Here is a 25081-nt window from a genome sequence, read left to right as displayed (position 1 = left end):
ATGCCGATCCTGGTGATCACGGGGACGGGCACGGAGGTCGGCAAGACGGTCACGACGGCCGCGGTCGCCGCGTCGGCGGTCGCGGCGGGGCGTACGGTCGCCGTCCTGAAGGCCGCGCAGACGGGCGTACGGCCGGACGAGCGCGGGGACGCCGACGAGGTCGCGCGGCTGGCAGGCCGGGTCACGGCGCGCGAGCTCGCGCGCTATCCGGAGCCGTTGGCGCCGGGCACCGCGGCGCGGCGGGCCGGGCGGGCGCCGGTGCATCCGCAGGAGATCGCCGAGGCCGCGGCCAAGCTGGCCACCGAGCACGATCTGGTGCTGGTGGAGGGGGCGGGCGGGCTGCTGGTGCGGTTCGACCCGGCGGGCGGGACCCTGGCCGACGCGGCGGGGCTGCTGGCGGCGCCGGTGCTCGTGGTGGCCGCGGCCGGGCTGGGGACGCTGAACACCACGGAGCTGACGGCCCGTGAAGTACGCCGCCGGGGGCTGGAACTGGCCGGTGTCGTGATCGGCAGCTGGCCCACCGAGCCGGACCTCGCCTCGCGCTGCAATCTGGCGGACCTGCCGGAGGTGGCCGGAGCGCCGCTGCTGGGGGCCGTGCCGGCCGGGGCGGGGGCACGGGCGCCGGAGTCCTTCCGCGCGGCGGCTCCCCACTGGCTGGCGCCGCGGCTCGGCGGGACGTGGGACGCGGAGGCGTTCCGGGTGCGGGAGAGGCCGGGGCCGGTGCGCTGAACGGGGGCGGTGCGCTGCGGCCGGTGGGGGTGCCGGTGGCCGGGGGTGTGGGGTGCCGATGTCCCAGCCGTGCCGGTGCCTGGACCGGGGGCCTGCGCCGGTGCCCGGGCGTGTGCCGGTGCCCGGGACGTGACGGTGCCCGGGACATGACGGTGCCCGGGACGTGACGGCCCCAGGACGTGACGGTGCCCGGCGAGGGCCTGGGCTGTGCCGGTGCGCTGCCGGGGCCGGCGCCTGGGCAGAAGGCCTGTGCCGCTGCCGTGCCGGTGCCCGGGCGTGCCCGGGTCGGTGCGGTGCCCGGGCGTGCCCGGGTCGGTGCGGTGCCCGTGCCGGACCGGAATCCGAGCCTTGCCGGTGTCCGCGGGTGGTCGGGCAGGGTACCGGCGGGATGGCGCGCGACGGGTTTCGCCCGCGTAGAGGGGGCTGTGGGCCAGGGGCTCTGCGGGCCAGGGGCGCCGTGGGCGGGGGTGCGCGGGGCGCTCACGGGGGACAATCCCGGTATGGCCCGTTCTGCCCGGGAGGTCCCATGCCGCTGTGGTCCGCCGGTACCGGCAGGGTGGCGCGGGATCCCGTGCACCACCCGCTGTTCGCCCGTTACTACGCCCGCGTCAGCGTGGCCGCCGAGACCCGGTGGGGCCTGGGCGAGGTACGCGACCGGCTGCTCGCCGGGCTGTCCGGGCGGGTGCTGGAGATCGGCGCGGGCAACGGCCTGAACTTCGCGCACTATCCGCGGGCGGTCGCGGAGGTCGTCGCCGTCGAGCCCGAGCGCAGGCTGCGGCGGCTGGCGGAGGAGGCCGCCGTGCGCGCCGGGACGCCGGTCGCCGTGGTGCCGGGCGTGGCGGAGGCGCTGCCGGTCGAGAGCGAGGGCTTCGACGCGGTGGTGCTGTCACTGGTGCTGTGCAGCGTGCGGGACGTGCCGCGCGCCCTGGGCGAGGTGCGGCGGGTGCTGCGGCCCGGGGGGCAGGTGCGGTTCTTCGAGCACGGCCGGGGCGGCGGCCGCGCGATGGGCCTCACGCAGCGGGCGTTGGACCGCACGGTGTGGCCGGCGCTGACCGGCGGCTGCCATCTGTCCCGGGACCCGGTGGGCGCGCTCCGGGACGCCGGGTTCGAGCCGGGCCCGTACCGGCGGATGCTGCTGCCCAGGAAGGGGCCGGCGCTGCCCACGTCCTTCTGCGTGCTCGGCACCGCGTGGCGGCCCAGCTAGGCAGTGTTCCGCAAGTTTTGTGCGGTGCCCGCGGTGTCCGGTGCGTGCTCTCGGTGTCCCGGACGACAGCCCTCGTACGGGACGTACTTGGGCCTTCGGCCGGTGCGGCGAGAGGGCGTGCCGGACGCCGCGGGTGCTGTGCGGGACTTTCGAAACACCCCCCAGCCGGTTCACAGGCTCCACCGGCGCAGCTCGCGCGCGATGTCGTGCACCGACGCCTCGCCGCGCTTGACCAGCCGGGCCAGGTCGCGCACCTGCTCCGGCGAGGTGACCACCTTGACGCCGCTGGCGACGAGGTAGGCGTAGGCGACGGCGGAGGCGAACAGGGCGTTGGACCGCTCCAGCGCCGGGATGTGGATCAGCACCTGGAGCAGGGCCGCCGCCCGGGCGTGCGGGGAGTCGTAGACGGGGACGTCGAGGATCTCGGCCTGGTGGCGCGCGACGGCGGCGACGAGGGCTCCCCAGTCGGTGACCTGGGGGTCTCCCGGGGTCTTCTGCTCGGCGAGCATCAGCAGCCAGGCGAGATCGATGGTGAGGCCGCTCAAGGGATCAGCGGCGACCTTCGCTCGCCCGGCCTCCGCTCACGCGGCCCTCCCGGTCGGCGCCGAACTCTTCCGCGAAGACCGGCTCGTACTGCTTCATGAAGTCGGCGGCCGCCTCCACGAAGGTGTGGCCGATCTCGCCGGTGTCCTGGCGGACGAGTTCCTCGATGTAGCGGTTGACGCTCATCCCGCGCGCGAGGGCGCGTTCGCGGGCCGCCCGGGCGGTGTCCTCGTCGACGCGGACGTTCAACTGGGTCTTGGCCATACCTCGAAGCTAGCGCTGGGGCGCTAGCACGGCAAGGGCCCCGTGCGGCCTGTGCGTGTCCCTGGCACCGGCGTCCGGCGCCCGACCTGGGCAGAGAACCCCCCGGAAGCCCCAGGGGATTTCGCGTGTGCAGCGGATCACGAACGCCCGTCCGGATGCTGGAATTCGCGGCCGCCGGCCGGACACCGGTGGTGGGATCCCGCCATGACCGACCTGCGGACACGGGCCGCGACGCCCGACGATGTGGACACCGTGCTGGCCTTCTGGAAGACCGCCGCCGAGGGCACCAGCATCAGCGACGACCGCGACGGCGTGGAGCGGCTGGTCGCCCGCGACCCCGGGGCGCTGATCCTGGCCGAGCGGGCGGGCGAACTGGTCGGCACGGTGATCGCGGGCTTCGACGGCTGGCGCTGCCACCTCTACCGGCTCGCCGTGCACCCCGGGCACCGCCGCCGGGGTGTCGGCGGTGCGCTGCTGACCACCGCGGAGGAACGTTTCGTGGCGCTCGGCGGGCGCCGGGGCGACGCGATGGTGCTGACCCGGAACGTGACCGCGCAGCACGCGTGGCGCGCGGCGGGGTACTCGCCCGAGGAGCAGTGGCGGCGCTGGGTGAAGCCGCTGACCGAATCCTGACGCCACCCTTACTCGACTTTGCCGATTCTTTACCTGGGGAGGGCCACCCGGTCCTCCCGCTCGGTCCTCCCCGGACCGACCTCTCAGTGAAAGGTGTGACCGCCTGCCCATGGGCGAACCTCCCGGTAGCGGACATCGCGCGATCCTCCCTGACCTGCCGGAACATGGGACGGGGGTGACCCGATGACCGAAGTACTGCTCCTGCTCGTGGCGGTCCTGCTCTCGCTCGCCTGCGGCGCCTTCGTGGCGGCCGAGTTCTCGCTGACCACGGTGGAGCGCAGCGAGCTGGAACGCGCCGTCGAGCGCGGCGAGCGCGGCGCCGCCGGCGCCCTGAAGGCGGTACGGAACCTCACCTTCCAGCTCTCCGGCGCACAGCTCGGCATCACCGTCACCAACCTGGTGGTCGGCATGCTCGCCGAGCCGTCCATCGCGCGCCTGATCGCGGGACCGCTGCGCGCCGTCGGCGTCTCGTCCAGCACGGCGTCGTCGATCGCGCTGGTCCTGGGCACCGCCCTGTCGACGGTGTTCCTGATGGTGGTGGGCGAGCTGGTGCCCAAGAACTGGGCGATCTCCTCGCCGCTGACCGTGGCCCGGCGGGTGGGCAACGCGCAGCGCTGGTTCAGCGCGGCCTTCCGGCCGTTCATCACCCACCTCAACAACACGGCGAACCGCCTGGTGCGCCGCATGGGCGTCGAACCGGCCGAGGAGCTGGCCTCCGCGCGCGGACCGCAGGAACTGGCCGCCCTGGCCCGGCACTCGGCCCGGGAGGGCGCCCTGGAGCCCGACACCGCCGAACTGTTCGTCCGGACCCTGAACCTCGCGGAACTGACCGCGGAGAACGTGATGACCCCGCGCGTGCAGGTCGTCGCCCTCGACGCGCAGGCGACCTGCGAGGACGTGGCGAACGCGACCCGGGCGACGGGCCTGTCGCGGTTCCCCGTCTACCGCGGCAGCCTCGACTCGGTCGTGGGCACCGCCCATGTCAAGGACATCCTGACGGTGCCCGCGGAGCGCCGGCCCCGGGTGCCGGTGGCCGACATGATGCGCGAGCCGCTGCTCGTCCCCGAGTCGCTGACCGTGGACCGCCTCCTCGACCGGCTCTCCGGCCGACGCACCATGGCCGTGGTCATCGACGAGTACGGCGGCACGGCGGGCGTGGCGACCCTGGAGGACATCGTGGAGGAGGTCGTCGGCGAGGTGCGCGACGAGCACGACCCGCACGAGACGCCCGACCTCGCCCCGGCCGGCGCCGACGAGGACGGCCACGCGCTGTACTCGGCGGACGGCGCCGCCCGGATGGACCAGCTCGCGCGGGTCGGCCTGAAGCCGCCCGAGGGACCGTACGAGACGCTGGCCGGGCTCGTCGCGACCGAGCTGGGCCGCATCCCCGCCGTGGGCGACAGCGTCGCGGTGGCCGGCTGGCGGCTGGAGGTGCTGGACGCCGGAGGCCGCCGGGCCGCGCGCGTCCTGCTGCACGCGCCGCTCGCCGAGGAGCGCGACGAGAGCGACGAGAGCGACGAGAGCGACGAGAAGGGGGCGCCGGCATGACCGTCGTACAGCTGCTGATCGGTCTGGCGACGCTGGTCGTGAACGCCTTCTTCGTGGGCGCCGAGTTCGCGCTGATCTCCGTGCGGCGCTCCCAGATCGAGCCGTACGCCGAGCAGGGCGACCGGCGCGCGAAGAGCGTGCTGTGGGGGCTGCAGCACGTCTCGGCGCTGATGGCGGCCGCGCAGCTCGGCATCACGCTGTGCACCCTGGTGCTCGGTGTGGTCGCGGAGCCGGCGATCGCGCACCTTCTGGAGCCGGCGTTCCACGCCCTGGGCGTGCCGAGCGGCGCCGGGCACGCGGTGTCCTTCGTGATCGCGCTGGGCCTGGCGACGTACCTGCACATGCTGCTGGGCGAGATGGTGCCGAAGAACGTCGCGCTCGCCGAGCCGGTGCGCAGCGCGCTGCTGCTCGGGCCGCCGCTGGTCACGCTCTCCCGGGCGCTGCGGCCGGTGATCTTCACCGTGAACGCGTTCGCGAACGGGCTGCTCAAGCTGTTGCGGATCGAGCCCAAGGACGAGGTGACGGCGACCTTCTCGGACGCCGAGCTGGCCCGGATGGTCAAGGACTCCGGCGCCGCCGGGCTGATCGACGACCGGGCGCAGGAGCGTCTGCGCGACGCCCTGGAGCTGGGCCACCGGCCGGTGCGGGACGTGGTGCTGCCGCTGGAGCGGGTCGTGTACGCGCGCGTGGGCGTCACCCCGGAGGAGCTGGAGGCGCTGTCGGCCCGGTCCGGGTTCTCCCGTTTCCCGGTCGTGGACGAGGGGCGCCGGATCGTCGGCTACCTGCACGTGAAGGACGCGCTGGACGCCTCGCCGCGCGACCTGCCGTTCCGGCTGCGCGACATGCGGCCCATCGCGCGCGTACGGGAGACCACGCCCCTGGACGACGTGCTCACCGCGATGCGGGGCAGCCGGACGCACGTGGCGGCCGTGCTGGGCTCGGACGGGCGGCTGGCGGGGCTGGTGACCATGGAGGACGTGCTGCGGGAGCTGTTCGGGCAGTGGGTGTGAGGCCCGTGCGGGCCGTCGGCGACAGTGACCGACCGGAAGGTATGCGCCTCGGGATACCATCTTCGTCGCCATGCAGACGAACGCCTCTCCCCCGTACACCAGCCTGGTCGCGGTCGGCGACTCCTTCACCGAGGGCATGTCGGACCTGCTGCCCGACGGCACCTACCGGGGCTGGGCCGACCTCCTCGCGGCCCGGATGGCCGCCCGCACGCCCGGCTTCCGGTACGCCAACCTGGCGGTGCGCGGCAAGCTGATCGGGCAGATCGTCGACGAGCAGGTGGGCCTCGCGGCCGCCATGGGCGCCGACGTGATCACCCTGGTCGGCGGGCTCAACGACACCCTGCGCCCCAAGTGCGACATGGGCCGGGTGCGTGGCCTGCTGGAGGAGGCCGTGGAGCGGCTGGCCCCGGCCTGCAAGCAGCTGGTGCTGATGCGCAGCCCGGGACGGCGGGGTCCGGTGCTGGAGCGGTTCCGGCCGCGCATGGAGGAGCTGTTCGCCTGCGTCGACGAGCTGGCCGCGCGGCACGGCGCGCTGGTGGTCGATCTGTACGGGGCGGCCTCGCTGGGCGACCCGCGCCTGTGGGACGTCGACCGGCTGCACCTGACGGCCGAGGGGCACCGGCGGGTCGCGGAGGCGGTGTGGCAGGGGCTCGGCCACGAGCCCGAGGACCCGCACTGGCAGGCGCCGATGCCGGCCACGCTGCCGCCGGGGTGGCTGACGCGGCGGGTCACGGACGTGCGGTTCGCCCGCCGGCACCTGCTGCCGTGGATAGGACGCCGGCTCACGGGCCGCTCCTCCGGGGACGGCCGCCCGGCGAAGCGGCCCGAGCTGCTGCCGTTCGAGGACCCGGCGGGGGCCCGCCGCGATCCCCTCGACAGCGCCTCGTAGGTTCCCACGAACCCACCCGTGGCGCTGGCCTGCACGAACCGCCAGTAGAATCCGGTTACGTGACTTCTGCGCCCGCCAAGCCCCGCATCCCGAACGTCCTCGCCGGACGCTACGCCTCCGCCGAGCTCGCCACGCTCTGGTCCCCCGAGCAGAAGGTGAAGCTGGAGCGGCAGCTCTGGCTCGCCGTGCTCCGCGCCCAGCAGGACCTCGGCATCAAGGTGCCGGACGCGGCGATCGCCGACTACGAGCGCGTGCTCGACCAGGTCGACCTGGCCTCCGTCGCCGAGCGCGAGAAGGTCACCCGGCACGACGTGAAGGCGCGGATCGAGGAGTTCAACGACCTCGCCGGGCACGAGCAGGTACACAAGGGCATGACCTCCCGCGACCTGACCGAGAACGTCGAGCAGCTGCAGATCCGGCTCTCGCTGGAGCTGGTGCGCGACCGCACGGTGGCGGTCCTGGCCCGGCTCGGCAAGCTGGCCGGCGAGTACGGCGAGCTGGTCATGGCCGGCCGCTCGCACAACGTGGCCGCGCAGGCCACCACCCTCGGCAAGCGGTTCGCGACCGCCGCCGACGAGCTGCTCGTCGCCCACGGCCGGATCGAGGAGCTGCTCGGCCGCTACCCGCTGCGCGGCATCAAGGGCCCGGTCGGCACCGCGCAGGACATGCTGGACCTGCTCGGCGGGGACGCCGACAAGCTGGCCGACCTGGAACAGCGGATCGCCGGGCACCTGGGCTTCTCGCAGGCCTTCACCTCGGTCGGCCAGGTCTACCCGCGCTCGCTCGACTACGAGGTCGTCACCACGCTCGTGCAGCTGGCCGCCGCCCCGTCCTCGCTGGCGAAGACGATCCGGCTGATGGCCGGACACGAGCTGGTGACCGAGGGCTTCAAGCCCGGCCAGGTCGGCTCCTCCGCGATGCCGCACAAGATGAACACCCGTTCCTGCGAGCGCGTCAACGGCCTGATGGTGATCCTGCGCGGCTACGCCTCGATGACCGGGGAGCTGGCGGGCGACCAGTGGAACGAGGGCGACGTGTCCTGCTCGGTGGTGCGCCGGGTCGCGCTGCCGGACGCGTTCTTCGCGCTGGACGGACTGCTGGAGACGTTCCTGACGGTGCTGGACGAGTTCGGTGCCTTCCCGGCCGTCGTGGCGCGGGAGCTGGACCGCTACCTGCCCTTCCTGGCGACCACCAAGGTGCTCATGGCCTCGGTGCGGGCAGGCGTCGGGCGCGAGGTCGCGCACGAGGCGATCAAGGAGAACGCCGTGGCGTGCGCCCTGGCGATGCGTGAGCAGGGCGCCGAGCGCAACGAGCTGCTGGACCGGCTCGCCGCCGACGAGCGCATCCCGCTGGACCGGGCGCAGCTCGACGCGCTGATGGCGGACAAGCTGTCCTTCACCGGTGCCGCCGCCGGCCAGGTCGCCGCCGTGGTCGGCCGGATCGAGGAGATCGTCGAGCAGCGCCCGGAGGCCGCGGGCTACACGCCGGGAGCGATCCTCTGACACGCTTCACCGCGCAGGAGCTCGAGGCCGCCCGCGACCGTCTGGTGCCGGACGTCGTCGCGGGCGGCCTGCGCGTGCTGTTCTGCGGCATCAACCCCGGTCTGATGACGGCGGCGACGGGCCACCACTTCGCGCGTCCCGGCAACCGCTTCTGGCCGGTGCTGCACCGGTCCGGCTTCACGCCCCGGCTGCTGAAGCCGTCCGAGCAGGGCGAGTTGCTGTCGTACGGGCTCGGCATCACCAACGTGGTGGCGCGGGCGACGGCACGGGCCGACGAGCTGAGCGCCGAGGAGTACCGCGAGGGCGGGCGGCTGCTGTCGCTGAAGGTGGCGCGCCTGCGGCCGCGTTGGCTGGCGGTGGTCGGGGTCACCGCCTACCGGGTCGCCTTCGACGACCGCAGGGCGCAGGTGGGGCCGCAGGTCCGGACGATCGGGGACACGCGCGTGTGGGTGCTGCCCAACCCCTCCGGGCTGAACGCGCACTGGACGGCCGCGACGATGGCGGAGGAGTTCGCGCGGCTGCGGGTGGCCGCGGAGCAGTAGGGTCCGAGGACCGGGGTCTGGCCGGCGGGTCACGTCGAGGCAGCCGCGCCCCGATCACGCCGGGTCGACCTCCGTGACCACGGCGAGCAGTCCGGCCGGGGCCGTCTCGTCACCGCCGGTGACGCCGAGCGCGACCCAACGGCCCGTGCCGGCCGCCTCCCACACGTACACGTCGTCCGCCACGGCGCTGACGCTCGCCCACGGCTCTGGTATCTCCTCGCCCCGCTCCCCGCGCACCCGGAGGGTGAGCATGCCCCACGGGGGGCCCGCTCCCCAGCGCGCGTCGAGCCGCTGGGCCATGCCCTCCCGGAACGCCTCGACGTCCTCGGCCGTGCGCTCCCCGTGCGCACGGCCGCCGTCCCCGGCTCCTAACTCCGCCATGTGGTAACCCGGCCCTTCCCGGCCGACGTCCGACCAGCCGTGTTCCGCGGGGAAGGGGCGGGAGCACAGCCGGTCGATCATGTCCAGGCACCGCGCGATGTCCATGACTCCAGTAAACCCGGCACCACTGACAATTGGCGGTGCGTCAGGAGCCCGGCGGCGATCCGGACGGGCGACAGCGGGGGGAACGCCGTGCTCACGGCGCGGGTGCCCGGCTCGGGCCGGCCGGGCCGGCACGGGCCGCGGCGGACTTGGTGGCTCCGGCACTCGCCGCTGTCCACCGGTGCCGAGTACGATCCGGCCAACACGCGCACGAGCTGGGAGGACGGACGTTGGGACGGCTGACCGGCGGGGATCCCTCGCTGTTGCGAAGGATCAATTCCGCGGTGGTGCTGCACGCGCTGCGCGCCACGGACTGCGCGACGCTGACGGAGATCACCCGGGTCACCGGGCTGTCCCGGCCGACCGTCGAAGGGGTCGTCGAGGGGCTGATCGATGCCGGCCTCGTCGTGGAGAAGGCGGCCGACGAGGGCGCCACCCGGCGGCAGGGGCGGCCGGCGCGGCGGTTCCGGTTCCGGGCCGAGGCCGGGCACCTGCTGGGCCTGGAGATCGGGCCGCACCGGGTGGCCGCGCTCCTCGCGGACCTGGACGGGCAAATCGTCGGCGCACAGGCGAAGGACGTCGACGAGACGGCCCACGCCGACGAGCGGCTGGAGCGGCTGCGCACCGCCGTGGCCGAACTGCTGCGCCGGGCCGGCGTCGCACGGGGCTCGCTGCGGGCGGTGGGCGTGGCCACGCCGGGGATCGTCGAGGCGGACGGGACCGTACGGCTGGGCACCGCACTGCCCGGCTGGACGGGGCTGCGGCTCGGGGAGCGGCTGGGGCGGTCCTTCAAGTGCCCGGTGCTGGTGGAGAACGACGCCAACGCGGCGGCGGTCGCCGAGCACTGGAAGGGGTCCGCGACCGAGTCCGCCGACGTGGTGTTCGTGCTGGCCGGGCTGAGCCCGGGCGCCGGCGCGCTGATCGGCGGGCGGCTGCACCGGGGGTACGGCGGGGCGGCCGGTGAGATCGGCGCGCTGCATCTGCTGGGCCGGGAGGTGACGCCGGAGACGCTGCTGTCCACCACGGACGAGCCCCTGCACCCGCTGGACGAGCAGGCGGTCGCCAAGGTCTTCGCGCAGGCCCGCGAGGGCGACCAGCGGGCCATGGCCGCGGTCGAGCGGTTCATCCAGCGGCTCGTGCACGACGTGGCCGCGCTCGTGCTGGCTCTCGACCCGGAGTTGGTCGTCGTCGGCGGCTGGGCGGCGGGCCTGGACGGGGTACTGGATCCGCTGCGGCGCGAACTGGCGCGGTACTGTCTGCGGCCCCCCAGGGTGGCGCTGTCGCTGCTGGGAGAGGCGGCCGTGGCGACCGGGGCGCTGCGGCTGGCCCTGGACCACGTGGAGGAGCAGCTGTTCGCGGTGGAGGGGACGGTGACGGCGCGGCGGTGAGGGCGGGGGGGCACTGGGCCCGCTGAGGGGGCGGTGACTCCGCGGCCCGTCAGGGTGCGGTTGCTCGCGGGCGGTGAGGGCGGGGGGCACTGCGGCCGGTCAGGGCAGGGGCACGGCCGGTCACGGTGAGGGCTCCGCGGCCGCTGCGGGAGCGGTGGCTCCGCGGCCCGTCAGGGCTGGGGCTCTGCGCCTGGTGGGGATGCGATGGCTCCGCACGCCGACCGGTCCCGCCGTGCCGCCGGCCGGGGCGGCGGGACCGCCGGACGGGCCCGCGCGGGTGCGTGCGGTGACGCGTTCGGCGTCCCGGAGGAACCCTCCGGGACGCCGAACGGAGACCGGCTTCTGCCGTCGTCAGGACGCCCGGCGCTGCGGGTCCTCGTGGATCTCCACACCGCCCGCGTCGCCGAAGGTCAGCCGGCAGGTGTCCGCGCGGTACGTCGCGACGGACACCGCCGCGGTGCGGCCGGCGGCGTGGAAGCGGGTGGTGACGACCAGGACCGGGGAGCCCGGCAGGCGGTCGAGTTCCTTGGCGTCGTCGGCGCGGGCCGAGCCGAGCTCGACGGCGCGGTCCTGACCCTCCAGGTCCACGCGCTGCAGCTCGCGCAGCACCGCACGCGCGCGTGCCGGTCCGGCCGGGGCGTCGATGGCGGACAGGTCGGGCACCGACGACCCGGGGATGTACAGCAGCTCGGCGGCGACGGGCTGGCCGTGGGTCGTCCGGGTGCGGCGCACGATGTGGACGGCCTCGTCGCGGCCGCTCCCCAGGGCGTCGGCGACCGCGGCCGGCGGGGCGGCGACGGTCACGTCGACGGCCTGCCAGGCGTCACCGGGACCGCCGGGCCAGGCGTGCTGTGCGGTGCCGACGGCCACGCCCACGCGCGGCGGCGCCACGGTCGTGCCGACGCCGCGGCGGCGTTGCAGCCTGCCCTCCAGCTCCAGCTGCTCCAGGGCCTGGCGGAGCGTGGCGCGGGCGACGCCGAAGCGGGCCGCGAGGTCGCGCTCGTTGGGCAGGATCTCGCCCACCGAGAACTCGGAGTCCAAAGCCTCGGTGAGCACGGTTTTGAGATGCCAGTACTTGGGTTCCGGCACCGATTCCAGCTGCGTAGTCCCCACCCTGTCCTCCGCGATCGCCGAATCCGGCGGCGTTTTCAGCGCCCTTGTTTATTAAAGGTTGTTGTACTTATCTGCGACCATAGGACGGCCCTCATTCCTGGTCAAGACCAATCCTCGTTCCCTCAGGCACCGCACGGGTGGACCGCGGCCGAGCGTTCATGGACCGTTCGCACCAGGCCACACCTGTGACACACAGACGTCCGGGCGGTGGACAGCGACCGCAGCTTGTCGGGGTTGCGGACGACGTAGACGGCCTGAATGCGCCCGTCGCACACGTCCAGCTGGAACACACTGTCGGGCTGGCCGCCGGACAGGACGAGCAGCGCCGGCCCGCCGTTGAGTTCGAGGAAGCGGTTCGACATCTCCGCGATGCCCTTGCGGGCGGCGCCGGCGAGGAAACGGCCCACGTGGCCGGCGCTCTCCAGCACGCGCAGCGGCGCCTTCGCCTTGCCGCCGCTGTCGCCGACCAGACGGACGTCGGGGGCGAGCAGGGCCATCAGCCCGTCGAGGTCGCCGTCCGCCGCGGCGGCGAGGAACCGTTCGGTCAGGACACGGCGCTGGACGGGGTCGACGTCGTAGCGCGGCCGCCGCTCCTGGACGTGCCGGCGGGCCCGGCCGGCCAACTGCCGCACGGCGGGTTCGGCGCGGTCGAGCATGGCGGCGATCTCGGCGTGGGGATAGCCGAAGGCCTCGCGCAGCACGAACACCGCCCGCTCCAGCGGTGACAGCGACTCCAGCACGACGAGGACGGCGAGGGAGACGGAGTCGGCGAGCACGGCCCGTTCCGCCGTGTCGGGGGCGGTGTCCCCGAACTCGGTGACGTACGGCTCGGGCAGCCAGGGTCCGACGTACGCCTCGTTGCGGGCCTTGATGCGGCGCAGTCGGTCCAGGGCGAGGCGGGTGGTGACGCGTACCAGGTACGCGCGCGTGTCGCGCACCTCGGTGCGGTCGGCGCCGGACCAGCGCAGCCAGGCGTCCTGGACCACGTCCTCCGCGTCGGCGACACGGCCGAGCATGCGGTAGGCGACGCCCAGGAGGACGGAGCGGTGCTCTTCGAAGGCCTCGGTGGCGGTGTCGGCGGTCACCGGATCATCCCAGCCGAACCGTCCCGTCCTGTCCAGGCGGATTCGGCGCACGCGCGCGTGCGGCGTGGTCGGGGTGGGCGGCGCGCGGGGCCACGGAGCGGTACGCGCGCGTGCGGGCCGGTGGAGGGGGCGGCAAGCGGCGGGGAGGGGTACGCGCATGGGCCGACGGGGCGGATCCAGGGCGGGGTGCGGCTGACGGCGGAGGCGGCGCGGGCCGGCCGGCGGCCCGCGCCGGTGGTGTCCTCCGCGCGTCCGGGCCGGTGAGGCCGGCTCATCGGCCGTCCGTCCTCCGCGCCCGCACCGCGTCCGTACCCGGGGTCACGATCGCTCCCCGCGTTCCCGCGGTCCGATGTTCACTCGCGGTTCGCGTGCGCGCTGCGGCGTCCCAGTAGTTGTGGCATCGCAACTGGCCGGATTCCGTCCTGTCCTGGAGGCGCACCCATGTCCCACCCGTCGTTGCCCGGCCGCCGCAGTGTCCTGCGCGGCTCCCTCGCCGCCTCGGCGGCCCTGACCCTGCCCGCCGGTCTCGGCGCGGCACCGGCCCTCGCCCTGTCGGGACGTCCGGAGGCGGGCTGGGGTGTGCAGACGGGGGACGTGACCGCGCACTCCGGGCTGGTGTGGGTGCGTTCCGACCGTCCGGCCCGGATGATCGTCGAGACCGCCGCGACCGAGTCGTTCCGCAACCCGCGCAGGTGGTACGGCCCGCTGCTCGGCCAGGGCTCCGACTTCACCGGCACGACCCTGCTGCGCGGCCTGCCCGCCGGCGAGCAGATCCACTACCGCGTGCTGCTGGCCGACCCGGACGACCCGCGCCGCACCGGCGAGCCGGTCACCGGCACCTTCCGCACGGCGTCCGCCCGGCGGCGGGACGGCGTGCGGTTCGTCTGGTCCGGCGACCTGGCCGGACAGGGCTGGGGCATCAACCCGGAGCTCGGCGGCTACCGGATCTACGACGCGATGGCCGCCCTCGACCCGGACTTCTTCATCTGCAGCGGCGACAACGTCTACGCCGACGGGCCGCTCACCGAGAGCGTGGCGCTGCCCGACGGGCGGACCTGGCGGAACATCACCACCGAGGAGAAGACGAAGGTCGCCGAGACGCTGGCGGAGTTCCGCGGCAACTTCCGCTACAACCTGCTGGACGAGAACCTGCGCGCGTTCAACGCCCGGGTGCCGTCCATCATCCAGTGGGACGACCACGAGGTCACCAACAACTGGTACCCGGGCGAGATCCTCGCCGACAGCCGGTACACCGAGAAGAACGTCGACGTGCTCGCCGCGCGGGCCCGGCAGGCGTTCTCGGAGTACTTCCCGATCTCGACGCTGCGCCGCCCCGACGGCCGGGTCTACCGGGTGCAGCACCACGGCCCGCTGCTGGACGTGTTCGTCCTGGACATGCGCACCTACCGCAACGCCAACTCGCCGGACGACCAGACCACCGACGCGCAGGGCATCCTGGGCCGGGAGCAACTGGAGTGGCTCAAGCGGGAGCTGTCGCGTTCGCGTGCGGTGTGGAAGGTGATCGCCTCCGACATGCCGCTCGGCCTCCTCGTGCCGGACACCGGGGACGGCAGGCCGAACATCGAGGCGGTCGCGCAGGGCGACCCGGGCGCCCCGCTCGGCCGTGAGCTGCAGATCGCCGAGCTGCTGCGGTTCGTCAAGCACCGGCGCATCACCGGCACGGTATGGGTGACGGCCGACGTGCACTACACCTCGGCGCAGCACTACCAGCCGTCGCGGGCGGCCTTCACGGACTTCGAGCCGTTCTGGGAGTTCGTGTCCGGCCCGCTCAACGCCGGTGGCTTCCCGGCGAACGCGCTCGACAGCACCTTCGGCCCGGAGCGGGTGTTCGTGAAGGCGCCGACGACGGCCAACGTCTCCCCCGCCGAGGGCTACCAGTTCTTCGGCGAGGTCGACATCGACGGCGACAGCGCCGAGTTGACGGTCCGGCTGCGCGAGCAGGACGGCACCGTGCTGTTCACCCAGGTGCTGCAGCCGGGCAGGGTCGGGCAGTAGCTGCCGTACGCTCGGAGAACACGTGCCGCGCACCGGCGTCATCCCCCGGTGCGCGGCACGGTCGCATCCGCTCCCGCTGATCGCGCCAACTCCACCGTCGCGGCGGGGTTTTCGCAGGTCGGAGCCGATTGTCAGTGGTCGCCCCTACGGTTTTCCCATGACGCGATCTTTGCAGGCCGTGGCCTATCGGCGACCCTCCGTGATGGAGTCCGCGGCGGACGGACGACGGCTGGACCTGGAGACCTCCCGTGGTGCGACGCCCTCGGGCGTCCGGGACCATCCGCAGTTCTTCGCCGGTTTCCTGACGGCGCCCCAGGTGGCCGCGGCGGGTCTGCTGGCGGTGGCGGACGTGGCGGCCGCACGGTACTACCAGCGGCGGCTGCGCGCCTCGCTCGACCCGGTGGTGACGGGCAACGGCGACCGGCTGCGCTTCGAGTCCTTCTCCGGCTGCGGCGGGGTGTACGCGCGCCTGGACGTGCTGGGGGCGGGCCTGGACGGCGGCGCGGTGGGGCACGGGACGACGAACGTCGACGTGAACAACCCGTTGCGCGAGTCCTTGTCGAGGATCGGCCCGGCCGACCCCCTGCACCTGCGGGTCGGCCCGGACGACCTGGCGGTGACCACGCTGGACGGCCCGGTCGTGGAGAAGAAGGTCCCGCTTCCCGACCGCTGGCTGCGGGGCTTCGCCGAGGCCCAGGTCATCGCCGCCGGGTTCGACCTGCGGGCCGAGCTGCCGGCGGTGGAGGCGGTGCGGTTCCTGCGGTCACTGCCCCGTGGCGGCGCGCGGGGCGCGTCGGACGGCGCCCGCTGGGTGGTGCCGGCCGGTCGTGGACTGCGGCCGACCACCCGGCCCGGGCCCGGCGCGGTCTGCCTGCCCGGCCCGGAGCGGCTGGCCGCGCTCCAGCGGGTACTGCGGCACGCCACGGCCCTGCGGGTGTACGGCCCCCCGGTCACCGGCGACGCCGCCGCCACGGCCGCGGCCTGGGAGGTCGTCCTGCCGGGCATGCGGCTCACGCTGACACTGTCCCCCGACGCCTCGCGCGGGTTCTCCGGCGAGGGCGGTGTCCTCGCCGCGCTGGCCACCGACGAGGCCGCCGGGGACGCGGAGCTGGTCTCGGCGCTGCTGGCGTGGGAGCCGCGCGTGGACGTCGGCGACCTCGCCGCCGCCTGCGGACTGACCGCCGAGCGCGTCCGGGCGGCCCTGGTCCGCCTCGGCACCTCGGGGCGCGTCGGGTACGACGTGGCGGAGGCGGCCTACTTCCACCGGGAACTGCCCTACGACGCCGAGCGCGTGGAGCGGCACAACCCCCGGCTGCGGTCCGCCCGCGCGCTGGTGGCGGCGGGCGCCGTCGCCCTGGACGGCGCGGTCGCCACGGTGACGGCGGAGGACGGCCATGTGCACCGGGTGCGCGAGCAGGCGGGGGTGTTCAGTTGCAGTTGCCTGTGGTGGGCGACGTACCGGGGCGGGCGCGGCCCGTGCAAGCACGCGCTGGCGGTGCGCATGGTGCGGCGCGGAGCCGTCGCGGAGCGGGCCGGGCAGGCACGGCGGATCGACGGGGGTGTGCGATGAGCGCGCTGATGGAGCTGGTGCGGACGGGCCGCACGGCCGAGGTGGTGGGGCTGCTGGACGGGATGACGGACGCCGAACGGCGCTCGTACGTCCCTGAGCTGAGAGCCCTGCGCCAGGAGTTGCGGGCGGCGCCCTGGCAGTCGGACGCGCGGCGCGCGTATCCCGCGCTGCACACGGCGGGGGCGGCGTGCCAGACCGGCGCGGCGGGGGTGGCGAGCTGGCTGGCCGCCGCCGATCTGCGCTGGTCGGGGGTGTCGCCGGCCGTGCTGCTGCATGTCCTCGGCGACCGGGAGACGGAGTGGCTGGCGGACGTGACGCACCGGCTGGCACAGCGGCCGGTCACCGCGGCGGTGCCGTACGAGCTGATGGCCGGTCTGGTCCGGCTCTCCGGCTGCCCGGTGCCGACCACCGACGCCTACGTCCGGGGCTGGATCGACCATCAGCACGGCTCGTGGCAGCGCGGGGGCACCCTCCTCGACCGGCTGCGGCCGGACCCGCATCTGCGGGAGCTCGTCTCCGCCCTGTTCGAGACGGACGACATCGGCAGCCGGTTGCAGTGGCCCGGCCACGACGGCCCGGACACCTGGACCGGCGCGCTGGCCCGGCTGACCGCCGAGGGGGTCCTCGACCGCGCGACGACGGTGGACGCGTGCGTGGCGAGGCTGCTGCGGGGCGGCCCGGCCGCCGACCAGAGGGTGTTCCTGCGCCTGGTGCGGAGCCTCGCGCTCACCCGCGACGAGCAGCGGCAGCGGACGGCCGACTGGCTGGCGCTGGCCTCGGACGCGACCTCCACGGTGGCCTCCTACGCCCAGAGCGTCCTCGCGGGCCTGGCCCTGGACGGCGAGCTGGCGCCGCACCGCCTGGCGGAGATGTCGGACGCGGTGCTGTTCAGGCCGGAGAAGAAGCTCGTGCGGGCCCAGCTCGTGCTGCTGGGCAAGGCGCTCACGCGGGACGCGTCCGCCGCCGGCGCGCTGCTGCCGGCCGTCGCGCGGGCCTTCGGGCACGAGGACGCGGAAATCCAGGAGCGGGCACTGAAGCTGGCCGAACGGCACGTCCGGAAGCTGGACGCGGCGCCGGTACGGGCCGAGCTGGCCGCGGCCGCCGCGCAGTTGACGCCCGGGCTGCGCGCCCGCGCGGCCGGGACACTGGGCGCGGCACCCGCGGACCCCGAGCCGGCCGACTACACGGAGGTGCTGCCCCCGGCACCCCGGCCGGCGCGCTTGGCCCCCGCCGCCGCGTCCGCGGTGGAGCTGGCCGAGGAGGTGGGAGCGGCGCTGGCCGCCGAGCCGGGGGTGAGCGGCTTCGAGCGGGCCCTGGACGGCCTGGTCCGGCACGCGCACCAGGACCGGGACGCCCTGCTGGCGGCCCTCCAGCCGGTGGTCACCCGCCGTTGGTGGGACGGCGCCGACGGCCCGGTGGCGGGTGACCGCTACGGCGACTCCCTCGGCGAGGTGACCGACGCCGCCGCCGGCCTCGACCTGCTCCTCGCCACCCTGCGCGGCGCGGTCCGCACGGCCACGCTGCGCGCGCGGGTCCGGCGCGGGGCGAAGGTCCGGGGCTGCGTGCACAGCGCGCTGTCCCGGGCGTTCACCGCCCGGCTGTGGGAGGTGGCGTACCGCATGCGCACCGATCCCCTGCCCTTCCTGCTGTCCACCCCGACGTGGAGCACCGGCCTGCTGGAACCGGCCGAGCTGGTCGCACGCCTCGACGGCTACCGGCGGCTGGGTGTCCGCGTCGCGGTCACCGACTTCGCCCAGGCCCTGCTGCGGGTGGACCGCGCGGACCGGGCGGCGGCCGGGCAGGCAGCCGTTCGGGCGGCCGCGCTCGGTACGCGGGAGGGGAGACGGCTCGCCGCGTGGCTGACCTCCGGGACCCCCGCGCTGCCCGGTGCCCGGCGGCGGACCTCGGGCCCCCGTGTCCTGGTCGAGCTCGGGGAGGTCCCGGACCTGCGCGACGACCTGCCGGCGGAGTTCCAGCCGCTGGGCGGACCGGTGGGCGTCTTGCAGGAACACCGGTGGTGCCCGCACTGGGACGACGACATACGGCAGCACTGGTCGGCCCTGCTCCCGCAGCGGCGGGAGTTGGTGGCGGCGCGGCTGCTGCGGGATCTGTCCGACCTCGCGCTCGACGACCACCAGGGTGCCGCCGTCGCGCTGCCGGCGCTCGCCGAGTCCGGCGGCGAGGCCGGCGAGGCGGTCCACCTGGGCCTGGCCTACGGGCTGGGGGCGCGGCACGCGCAGGACCGGCTCGCCGCGGTGGACGCGCTGCTGGTGCTGGCCGCCCGCGGGCAGCTGGACGCGACCCGGCTGGGGACGGACCTCGGGCAGCTGGTCCGGTGCGGTGCGGTGAAGACCGCGCGGCTGGCCGAGTCGGCGCGGACGGCGGCGGCCACCGGCGCCCACGCCACCGTGTGGGGCGTCCTGAGCCGGATGCTGCCCCTGCCGCTCGCCGACCTCGCGACCGGCGACGCGGCCGCACCGCCCCGGGGGCTCGGAGAGTTGCTGGCGGTGGCGGCCGAGTGCGCCGAGCGGTCCGGGGCGCGGGGTGAACTACCGCATCTGGCGCAGGCGGCGGCACGCCGCGGCTCCTCCCGTCTGGCGACGCAGGCGCGTCGGCTGCGCAGTGCGCTGGCCGAGGGGGTGGCCGCATGACGTAGGCGGTAGGGAAGGGGGTCGCGGCCGGGCGTGCGCGTCACCGCAAGTTCTCCACTCGCGCCGGAACAATCATAGAAATTGCCGCAGAAGGGACGGATTGGCGCTTTACCGATCAGACACAGAGCGTTCGTGATCACGCAACACCGTTCCTTCACAGTGGCTGCATGAGTCGAGACATGTCTGACCTGATGCGTGCGAAACACGGACGCCCCGTGCACCACTGGCGGCGGGACGTCGTGGAACTCGCCGCCCTGTTCACCGCGGTGGCGGTGGCGGACGCCGTGGCCAACCTGATCGGCCACGGTCCGGACGGCCCCGCGCTGCTGGTGATCTCCGCGATCGTCCTGCTCGCCACGGCGGCGTTCCACGTCTGGTGGTCACGCCGCCACGGCCACGCACCCCCGACCAGTGATACCGGCGCCCGGCCGCCCTCCCCGGAGCGGCAGGCCGGGCCGTCCGCGGCGGCCCCGGCGGACCCGGAGCCGGGGTCCGGGCAGAGCACGCTGTGGCGGATGCGGACGACGGTGCAGGACGAACCCGGTGCGCTGGCCGCGCTGTGCACCGCGCTGGCCGGGCAGCGGGTCGACATCCTGAGCCTGCAGACGCATCCCCTGGCCGACGGCACGGTGGACGAGTTCCTGCTCCGCGCCCCCGCCGGGCTCGCGGCGTCCGAACTGACCCGGGCGGCCTCCCGGGCGGGCGGCACGGACACCTGGATCGAGCGGGCCGACGCCCACGACCTGGTGGACGCGCCGACCCGCATCCTGGGCCTGGCCACCCGTACGGCGCTGGATGCCGCCGAACTGCCGCTGGCGCTGCGGCAGTTGCTCGGCCGGTGCACGATCCGCTCGCTGCCCGCGGCCCCGCTGGGCGGTGGTGACCGTGCGGCGGACGGCGTGCCGGTGGAGGGGGTACTGGAGGACACCGTGATGCGGCTGCGCGCACCGGAGGGCGGAGTGGTCACCGTGGAACGGCCGTACCTGCCCTTCACGCCGACCGAGTTCGCCCGGGCGCGGGCCCTGGTGGAGCTGGACGCGCGGCTCGGGCCGCGCGTCCCGCGCAGCCGGGACGTGCTGACGTTGCCGCAGGGCAACGCCATCACCGTGCGCCGGGCCGACACCGGTGACCTCGACGCCGCCAAGGCGATGCACGGCCGGTGCTCGGAGCGCACGCTGTCGATGCGCTACCACGGGCCCGCCGGGGACGCCGACCGTTACCTCGACCACCTGCTGAGCCCGCGCTTCGGCCGGACGCTCGCCGTGCAGACCGCGTCGGGCCGGATCGTCGGACTCGGCCACCTGCTGTGGGACGGGGACGAGACGGAGGTCGCGCTGCTGGTCGAGGACGAGTGGCAGCGCCGGGGCATCGGCACCGAACTGCTGGGCCGCCTGGTGGCGATGGCCGTCGAGGCGGGCTGCGAGAGCGTGTACGCCGTGACGCAGGCGTCCAACACCGGCATGGTCGCCGCCATGCGCGGACTCGACCTGCCGCTCGACTACCAGATCGAGGAGGGCACGCTGGTGATCACGGCCCGCCTGGAGCCGGCACCGGTCGGGTCCGAGTCGCCGTACTAGGCGAGCGGATCGTCCGGGAGTGAGCTGACCGGCACCGCGGGGCGGGACGGTGGCGAACGCCGGGGCGGCGCGCGGGAACGGCGCGAGAGCGAGACGCCTGGCCTGCGCGCCGGGGGGGACGGCACCCCGGCGACATACCCGGCCGACGCGGCGGGGACGGCACGGCCGCGAAACTCCGAGCCGTCCCCGCCGCGTCCTGTAACGCGTTCCGCCACCGCGCCCCGTAACGAGTCGCGCGCCGCGTCCCGCCACCGCGTCCCCTGACGAGTTGCGCGCCGTGTTCTGTACCGCGTCCCGTGACTCGCCGCGCAGGTGGGCGTCGCGCTCTCGACGTGCCCGGCCCGGGTGACCCGGCTGCGCCACGCGGGCGTGATCCCCGGGCACCAGCTGCGGCTGACCCGGCCAAGCCGGGGCGCGGGGGTGCAGGCGCTGCTGTCCGTGCGGGTCGGGCCGCACCGCAGAGAACCGGTGGGACCGTTCGTGGAGCGGATCCGGGGGTTGCCGGAGTCGCGGACCGTCTTCCCCCTCACCGGGCCCGAGGACTACCTGGTGCAGGTCGTGGTCGCGGACAAGGCCGACCTGCAACGGCTGGTGCTGGACGAGTACACGGCCCGCGGTGAAGCGGCCCGCGTCGAGACCGGGTCCATCTTCCGGCAGTGGGACTGCGGCCCGCTGCCGCCGCCTTCGCCCTGGGCTCAATCCGGGTGACGCCGGTGGCCCCTCGTACGAGGATGGTCCCCATGTCAGACACCAACAGCCCGCTGCCCCGCGAGGTCGCCGACGCCTACGTCGACGAACTCGTCGCCCTCGACCCGGTCACCGGCACGTACCTCGGCGTGAAGGAGAGTTCCAGCCGCCTGCCCGACCTCTCGCCCGCGGGCCAGGGGGCGCTCGCCGAGCTGGCGCGGGCGACCCTCGCCAGGCTCGACGAGGCGGAGCGCGCGCCCGGCGCGGACAGCGACATCGAACGCCGGTGTGCACGCCTGCTGCGCGAGCGCCTCACCGCCGAACTCGCGGTGTACGAGGCGGACGAGGGGCTCCGCTCGGTCGGCAACCTCGGCACCCTGGTGCACCCGGTGCGTGAGGTGTTCACCGTGACGCCCAGGGAGACGGAGGAGGACTGGGCGGCGATCGCCCAGCGGCTGCGGGCGGTGCCGGCCGCGCTGGCGGGCTACCACGAGTCCCTCGCGCTGGGGCTGGAGCGCAAGCTGTACGCGGGGCCGCGCCCGACGGCGACGTTCATCGACCAGCTCGGTGAGTGGGCGGACAGCGACGGCAGCGGGCGCGGCTGGTTCGAGGACTTCGCCGCGGCCGGCCCCGGGGCGCTGCGCGCGGAGCTGGACGAGGCCGCCCGCGAGGCCACCGCGGCCGTGGTGGAGCTGCGGGAGTGGATGCGCGAGGTGTACGCGCCGACGATCGAGGGCGCGCCGGACACGGTGGGCCGGGAGCGGTACGCCCGCTGGGCGCGCTACTTCAACGGCACCGACCTCGACCTGGACGAGGCGTACGCGTACGGCTGGTCGGAGTTCCACCGCCTCCTGGGCGAGATGAAACAGGAGGCCGAGAAGGTCCTGCCGGGTGCCGAGACGCCGTGGGTGGCGCTCGCCCACCTCGACGAGCACGGCCGGCACATCGAGGGCGTCGACGAGGTCCGGCGGTGGCTGCAGGGCCTGATGGACCAGGCGATCGAGGCGCTGGACGGCACGCACTTCGAACTCGCCGAGCGGGTCCGCAGGGTGGAGTCCTGCATCGCCCCGCCCGGCGGCGCGGCCGCTCCCTACTACACGCCGCCGTCCGAGGACTTCTCCCGGCCGGGCCGGACCTGGCTGCCGACGATGGGACAAACCCGGTTCCCGGTCTACGACCTGGTGTCGACCTGGTACCACGAGGGCGTCCCCGGCCATCACCTCCAGCTCGCGCAGTGGACGCACGTGGCCGCCGACCTCTCCCGCTACCAGGCCACGATCGGCGGCGTCAGCGCCAACGCCGAGGGCTGGGCGCTGTACGCGGAGCGGCTGATGGACGAGCTGGGCTTCCTCACCGACGCGGAGCAGCGGCTCGGCTACCTCGACGCGCAGATGATGCGCGCCGCCCGGGTGATCGTCGACATCGGGATGCACCTGGAGCTCGGGATCCCGGCGGACTCGCCCTTCCACCCGGGTGAGCGCTGGACGCCCGAGCTGGCGCAGGAGTTCTTCGGGGCGCACAGCAGCCGCCCGGCGGACTTCGTGGAGAGCGAGCTGACCCGCTACCTCACGATCCCCGGCCAGGCGATCGGCTACAAGCTGGGCGAACGCGCCTGGCTGCTGGGGCGCCAGAAGGCCCGCGAGCGGCACGGCGACGCGTTCGACCTCAAGGCCTGGCACATGGCGGCCCTCTCGCAGGGCTCCCTGGGGCTGGACGACCTGGTGGACGAGCTGTCCCGCCTCTGAGGGTCACATCACCGCCGGAAGCCGCCCTCCGAGTGGATCACCTGTCCGGTGACCCAGTCCGCCTCGTCCGTCGCGAGCCAGGCGATGAGGCGGGCCGGGTCGTCGGGCATGCCTACCGCCCGGCGGGGGAGCACGCGGCGACGGCCGCGTGGGCCTCGCCGGTCAGGTAGCCCGTGTCGACGGGCCCCGGATTGACGGCGTTCAGCGTGACGCCCTGCTCGGCGAGCGCCGTCGCCAGCGAGCGGGTGATCGAGGCGAGCGCGCCCTTTTGCAGGGCGTAGGCGATCTCGCCGGGCATGCCGCCCCCGAGGTCCTGCCCGGACGTCAACATCACCACCCGCCCGCCCGGGGTGCGCGGCGGCAGCGTCTCGCGCAGCCGCGCGTACGCCTGCACCAGCAGCAGCACCGACCTGCTGTCGACCGCCCAGTGCGCGTCGAGCATGGCGGCGTCGATGGTGTCGAGCGGCCCGTCGGACCCGCTGAGGGCGTGGTTGGCGACGAGGACGTCCAGCCGTCCGCCGAGGGCCTCGGCGGCGGTGGTGATCAGTGCGGCGGGCGCGGCCGGATCGCTGAGGTCGCCCGGCCCGGCGACCACCCGGGCCCGCGGATCACCGGCGGCCGCGCGCACGGAGGCGACGACGTCCTCGATCCGGTCGGCGCCCCAGGGCATGGCGGCGTCGTGCGGCACGTGGTGGTGCAGGTAGACGCTCGCCCCGTAGGCGACGAGCCGCCGGGCCACGGCGTGCCCGATGCCCTCGCGACGGCTGGCCCCGGTGACCAGGGCGGTGCGGCCGCGCAGGGGCAGGGGGTCGCGGCGGAGGTCTTCGGGTGCGGGATGCGGCAGTTGAGGGTGGAGAGGCGGATACGGCATGGTGATCATGATGGCCGCCGGGCGGACGGCCCGCATCCGGTTTCCCCGCCGCCCCTGCCGTCACGTCCCGGCCCCCCGCCCGGCGCGGGCGCGGGTGACGAGGTGGACACCGGTGCCGTACCCGCAGCCGCGGGTCACCCTCGCTCGCGGCCCACCACGTGACGGGGGACGACTGCTTCGTCATCAAGGTCGCCGCCCGCTCCATGCGCCACCTGGCGGAGGTGTCGGGCCGGATCGGCACGCCGGGCCCGGTGACGACGAGCGTCGTCTCCTGCGCGCCGCTCCCCCGGCGCCCGCTGGGCCGGTGAGCCGGATCAGCCGGTGCCCCGCTGCCGCAGCGCCGACCCCGACCTGCCCTTGACCACCTCCAGCTGTGCGTGGACCCGCCGTCTCAGGTCGGCCACGTGACTCACGATGCCGACGCTCCGGTCCCGCTCGCGCAGTGAGTCCAGCACGTCCAGCACCTCGTCGAGGGTCTGGTCGTCGAGGCTGCCGAAGCCCTCGTCGATGAAGAGGGTGTCCAGCCGCACCCCGCCCGCCTCGTCCGTGACGACGTCCGCCAGGCCGAGGGCGAGCGCCAGCGAGGCGAAGAACGTCTCGCCGCCCGACAGCGTCGCGGTGTCCCGCTCCCGCCCGGTCCAGGCGTCGACGACGTGCAGCCCGAGGCCGCTGCGCCCGCGCCCGGACCGGTCGTCGGAGTGGACGAGGGTGTAGCGGCCGGACGACATCCGCTGCAGCCGCGCGGTCGCGGCGGCGGCCACCTGCTCCAGGCGCGCCGCGAGGACGTACGACTCCAGCCGCATCCGGCGTTCGTTCTCGGCGGAGGTGCCGGCCGCGAGCCCGGCCAGCCGGGCCACCCGGTCGTACTCCTCGCGCAGCGGCGCGAGCCGGCGTACCCCGGCGGCGGCCCGGGCGGACAGCCGGTCCAGTTCGGCGCGGCGACGGGTGGCGGCGTCGCACGCGGAGACGGCGTCGCGCACCCGCCGGCCCGCGGCGGCGGCGGCCTGCTCGGCGGGGGCGAGGTCGGCGGC

The 25081-nt window shown here is 74.9% G+C and carries 21 protein-coding genes and 2 pseudogenes; 16 read left to right on the top strand and 7 right to left on the bottom strand.

The annotated features are described in order from the left end of the window. Both bioD and ACFF45_RS06065 read left to right on the top strand, forming a co-directional pair. Positions 1 to 729: a dethiobiotin synthase gene (gene bioD, locus ACFF45_RS06070; RefSeq protein ID WP_381342903.1), complete on the top strand. Its 729-nt coding sequence runs from the start codon at positions 1 to 3 to the stop codon at positions 727 to 729. A gap of 526 nt (positions 730 to 1255) precedes the next feature. Then, positions 1256 to 1933 (top strand): class I SAM-dependent methyltransferase, encoded by a 678-nt coding sequence (locus ACFF45_RS06065; RefSeq protein ID WP_381342901.1) that lies wholly within the window; start codon positions 1256 to 1258, stop codon positions 1931 to 1933. A 170-nt stretch (positions 1934 to 2103) separates the two neighbouring features. On the opposite strand, the gene ACFF45_RS06060 is transcribed toward ACFF45_RS06065, so the two are convergent. Together ACFF45_RS06060 and ACFF45_RS06055 are read right to left on the bottom strand one after the other, a co-directional pair. Further along, entirely contained in the window at positions 2104 to 2478 is a 375-nt protein-coding gene (locus ACFF45_RS06060) for a fic family toxin-antitoxin system, toxin component (RefSeq protein ID WP_381342898.1), read from the bottom strand. 4 nt (positions 2479 to 2482) lie between these two features. Next, a complete protein-coding gene (locus tag ACFF45_RS06055; RefSeq protein WP_381342896.1) occupies positions 2483 to 2740 on the bottom strand; it encodes an antitoxin in 258 nt (85 codons plus the stop codon). Between the two features lie 204 nt (positions 2741 to 2944). On the opposite strand from ACFF45_RS06055, the gene ACFF45_RS06050 reads away from it, so the two are divergent. The 6 genes from ACFF45_RS06050 (at position 2945) to mug (ending at position 8864) form a co-directional block, all read left to right on the top strand. Next, positions 2945 to 3373 carry a GNAT family N-acetyltransferase gene (locus ACFF45_RS06050; protein WP_381342893.1) on the top strand — a complete coding sequence of 143 codons (429 nt, stop codon included), beginning with the start codon at positions 2945 to 2947 and terminating at the stop codon, positions 3371 to 3373. Positions 3374 to 3556: 183 nt separating this feature from the next. Beyond that, entirely contained in the window at positions 3557 to 4921 is a 1365-nt protein-coding gene (locus tag ACFF45_RS06045; RefSeq protein ID WP_381342890.1) for a hemolysin family protein, read from the top strand. Continuing rightward, on the top strand, positions 4918 to 5931 hold the full coding sequence (locus ACFF45_RS06040) for a hemolysin family protein (protein ID WP_381342888.1): 1014 nt from the start codon (positions 4918 to 4920) through the stop codon (positions 5929 to 5931). Before ACFF45_RS06045 ends, ACFF45_RS06040 begins: the two co-directional genes overlap by 4 nt. Positions 5932 to 6001: 70 nt before the next feature. Beyond that, on the top strand, positions 6002 to 6820 hold the full coding sequence (locus ACFF45_RS06035; protein ID WP_381342885.1) for an SGNH/GDSL hydrolase family protein: 819 nt from the start codon (positions 6002 to 6004) through the stop codon (positions 6818 to 6820). A 59-nt stretch (positions 6821 to 6879) separates the two neighbouring features. After that, entirely contained in the window at positions 6880 to 8322 is a 1443-nt protein-coding gene (gene purB / locus ACFF45_RS06030; RefSeq protein ID WP_381342882.1) for an adenylosuccinate lyase, read from the top strand. Continuing rightward, positions 8319 to 8864 (top strand): G/U mismatch-specific DNA glycosylase, encoded by a 546-nt coding sequence (mug, locus tag ACFF45_RS06025; RefSeq protein ID WP_381343174.1) that lies wholly within the window; start codon positions 8319 to 8321, stop codon positions 8862 to 8864. Before purB ends, mug begins: the two co-directional genes overlap by 4 nt. A 54-nt stretch (positions 8865 to 8918) precedes the next feature. Here mug and ACFF45_RS06020 read toward each other — a convergent pair whose 3' ends face one another. Further along, on the bottom strand, positions 8919 to 9350 hold the full coding sequence (locus ACFF45_RS06020) for a hypothetical protein (protein ID WP_381342880.1): 432 nt from the start codon (positions 9348 to 9350) through the stop codon (positions 8919 to 8921). A gap of 227 nt (positions 9351 to 9577) precedes the next feature. On the opposite strand from ACFF45_RS06020, the gene ACFF45_RS06015 reads away from it, so the two are divergent. After that, entirely contained in the window at positions 9578 to 10735 is a 1158-nt protein-coding gene (locus ACFF45_RS06015; protein ID WP_381342878.1) for an ROK family transcriptional regulator, read from the top strand. Between the two features lie 351 nt (positions 10736 to 11086). On the opposite strand, the gene ACFF45_RS06010 is transcribed toward ACFF45_RS06015, so the two are convergent. Both ACFF45_RS06010 and ACFF45_RS06005 read right to left on the bottom strand, forming a co-directional pair. Then, entirely contained in the window at positions 11087 to 11848 is a 762-nt protein-coding gene (locus ACFF45_RS06010; RefSeq protein WP_381342875.1) for a GntR family transcriptional regulator, read from the bottom strand. A gap of 122 nt (positions 11849 to 11970) precedes the next feature. Beyond that, positions 11971 to 12933 carry an RNA polymerase sigma-70 factor gene (locus ACFF45_RS06005; RefSeq protein ID WP_381342872.1) on the bottom strand — a complete coding sequence of 321 codons (963 nt, stop codon included), beginning with the start codon at positions 12931 to 12933 and terminating at the stop codon, positions 11971 to 11973. A gap of 441 nt (positions 12934 to 13374) precedes the next feature. Here ACFF45_RS06005 and ACFF45_RS06000 point away from each other — a divergent pair, with 441 nt between their 5' ends. The 6 genes from ACFF45_RS06000 (at position 13375) to ACFF45_RS05975 (ending at position 23179) form a co-directional block, all read left to right on the top strand. Then, complete coding sequence (locus ACFF45_RS06000) at positions 13375 to 14949, top strand: alkaline phosphatase D family protein (RefSeq protein ID WP_381342869.1); 1575 nt, start codon at positions 13375 to 13377, stop codon at positions 14947 to 14949. Between the two features lie 157 nt (positions 14950 to 15106). Beyond that, positions 15107 to 16519 (top strand): SWIM zinc finger family protein, encoded by a 1413-nt coding sequence (locus tag ACFF45_RS05995; RefSeq protein ID WP_381342866.1) that lies wholly within the window; start codon positions 15107 to 15109, stop codon positions 16517 to 16519. After that, positions 16516 to 19170, top strand: coding sequence for a DUF7824 domain-containing protein (locus ACFF45_RS05990; RefSeq protein WP_381342863.1), 2655 nt, complete (start codon positions 16516 to 16518; stop codon positions 19168 to 19170). Before ACFF45_RS05995 ends, ACFF45_RS05990 begins: the two co-directional genes overlap by 4 nt. A 167-nt stretch (positions 19171 to 19337) precedes the next feature. Then, positions 19338 to 20747: a GNAT family N-acetyltransferase gene (locus tag ACFF45_RS05985; protein WP_381342860.1), complete on the top strand. Its 1410-nt coding sequence runs from the start codon at positions 19338 to 19340 to the stop codon at positions 20745 to 20747. A 312-nt stretch (positions 20748 to 21059) separates the two neighbouring features. Continuing rightward, a complete protein-coding gene (locus ACFF45_RS05980) occupies positions 21060 to 21455 on the top strand; it encodes an Lrp/AsnC family transcriptional regulator (protein WP_381342858.1) in 396 nt (131 codons plus the stop codon). A 32-nt stretch (positions 21456 to 21487) separates the two neighbouring features. After that, positions 21488 to 23179 carry a DUF885 domain-containing protein gene (locus tag ACFF45_RS05975; protein WP_381342855.1) on the top strand — a complete coding sequence of 564 codons (1692 nt, stop codon included), beginning with the start codon at positions 21488 to 21490 and terminating at the stop codon, positions 23177 to 23179. 8 nt (positions 23180 to 23187) lie between these two features. On the opposite strand, the pseudogene ACFF45_RS05970 reads toward ACFF45_RS05975, so the two are convergent. Beyond that, positions 23188 to 24050 (bottom strand): annotated as a pseudogene (locus tag ACFF45_RS05970) (SDR family oxidoreductase). A 143-nt stretch (positions 24051 to 24193) separates the two neighbouring features. On the opposite strand from ACFF45_RS05970, the pseudogene ACFF45_RS05965 reads away from it, so the two are divergent. Beyond that, a pseudogene (locus tag ACFF45_RS05965) lies at positions 24194 to 24358 on the top strand (Lrp/AsnC ligand binding domain-containing protein); the annotation flags it as partial. Positions 24359 to 24364: 6 nt separating this feature from the next. Here ACFF45_RS05965 and ACFF45_RS05960 read toward each other — a convergent pair. Next, the coding region (locus tag ACFF45_RS05960; RefSeq protein ID WP_381342852.1) for an SbcC/MukB-like Walker B domain-containing protein at positions 24365 to 25081 on the bottom strand (717 nt) is incomplete at its 5' end.

This window comes from Streptomyces cinereospinus, from assembly GCF_042430725.1.
Taxonomy (GTDB): Bacteria; Actinomycetota; Actinomycetes; order Streptomycetales; family Streptomycetaceae; genus Streptomyces; species Streptomyces cinereospinus.
Note: the sequence above shows the minus strand (reverse complement) of the source record. Positions and strands in the feature narration are given on the sequence as shown.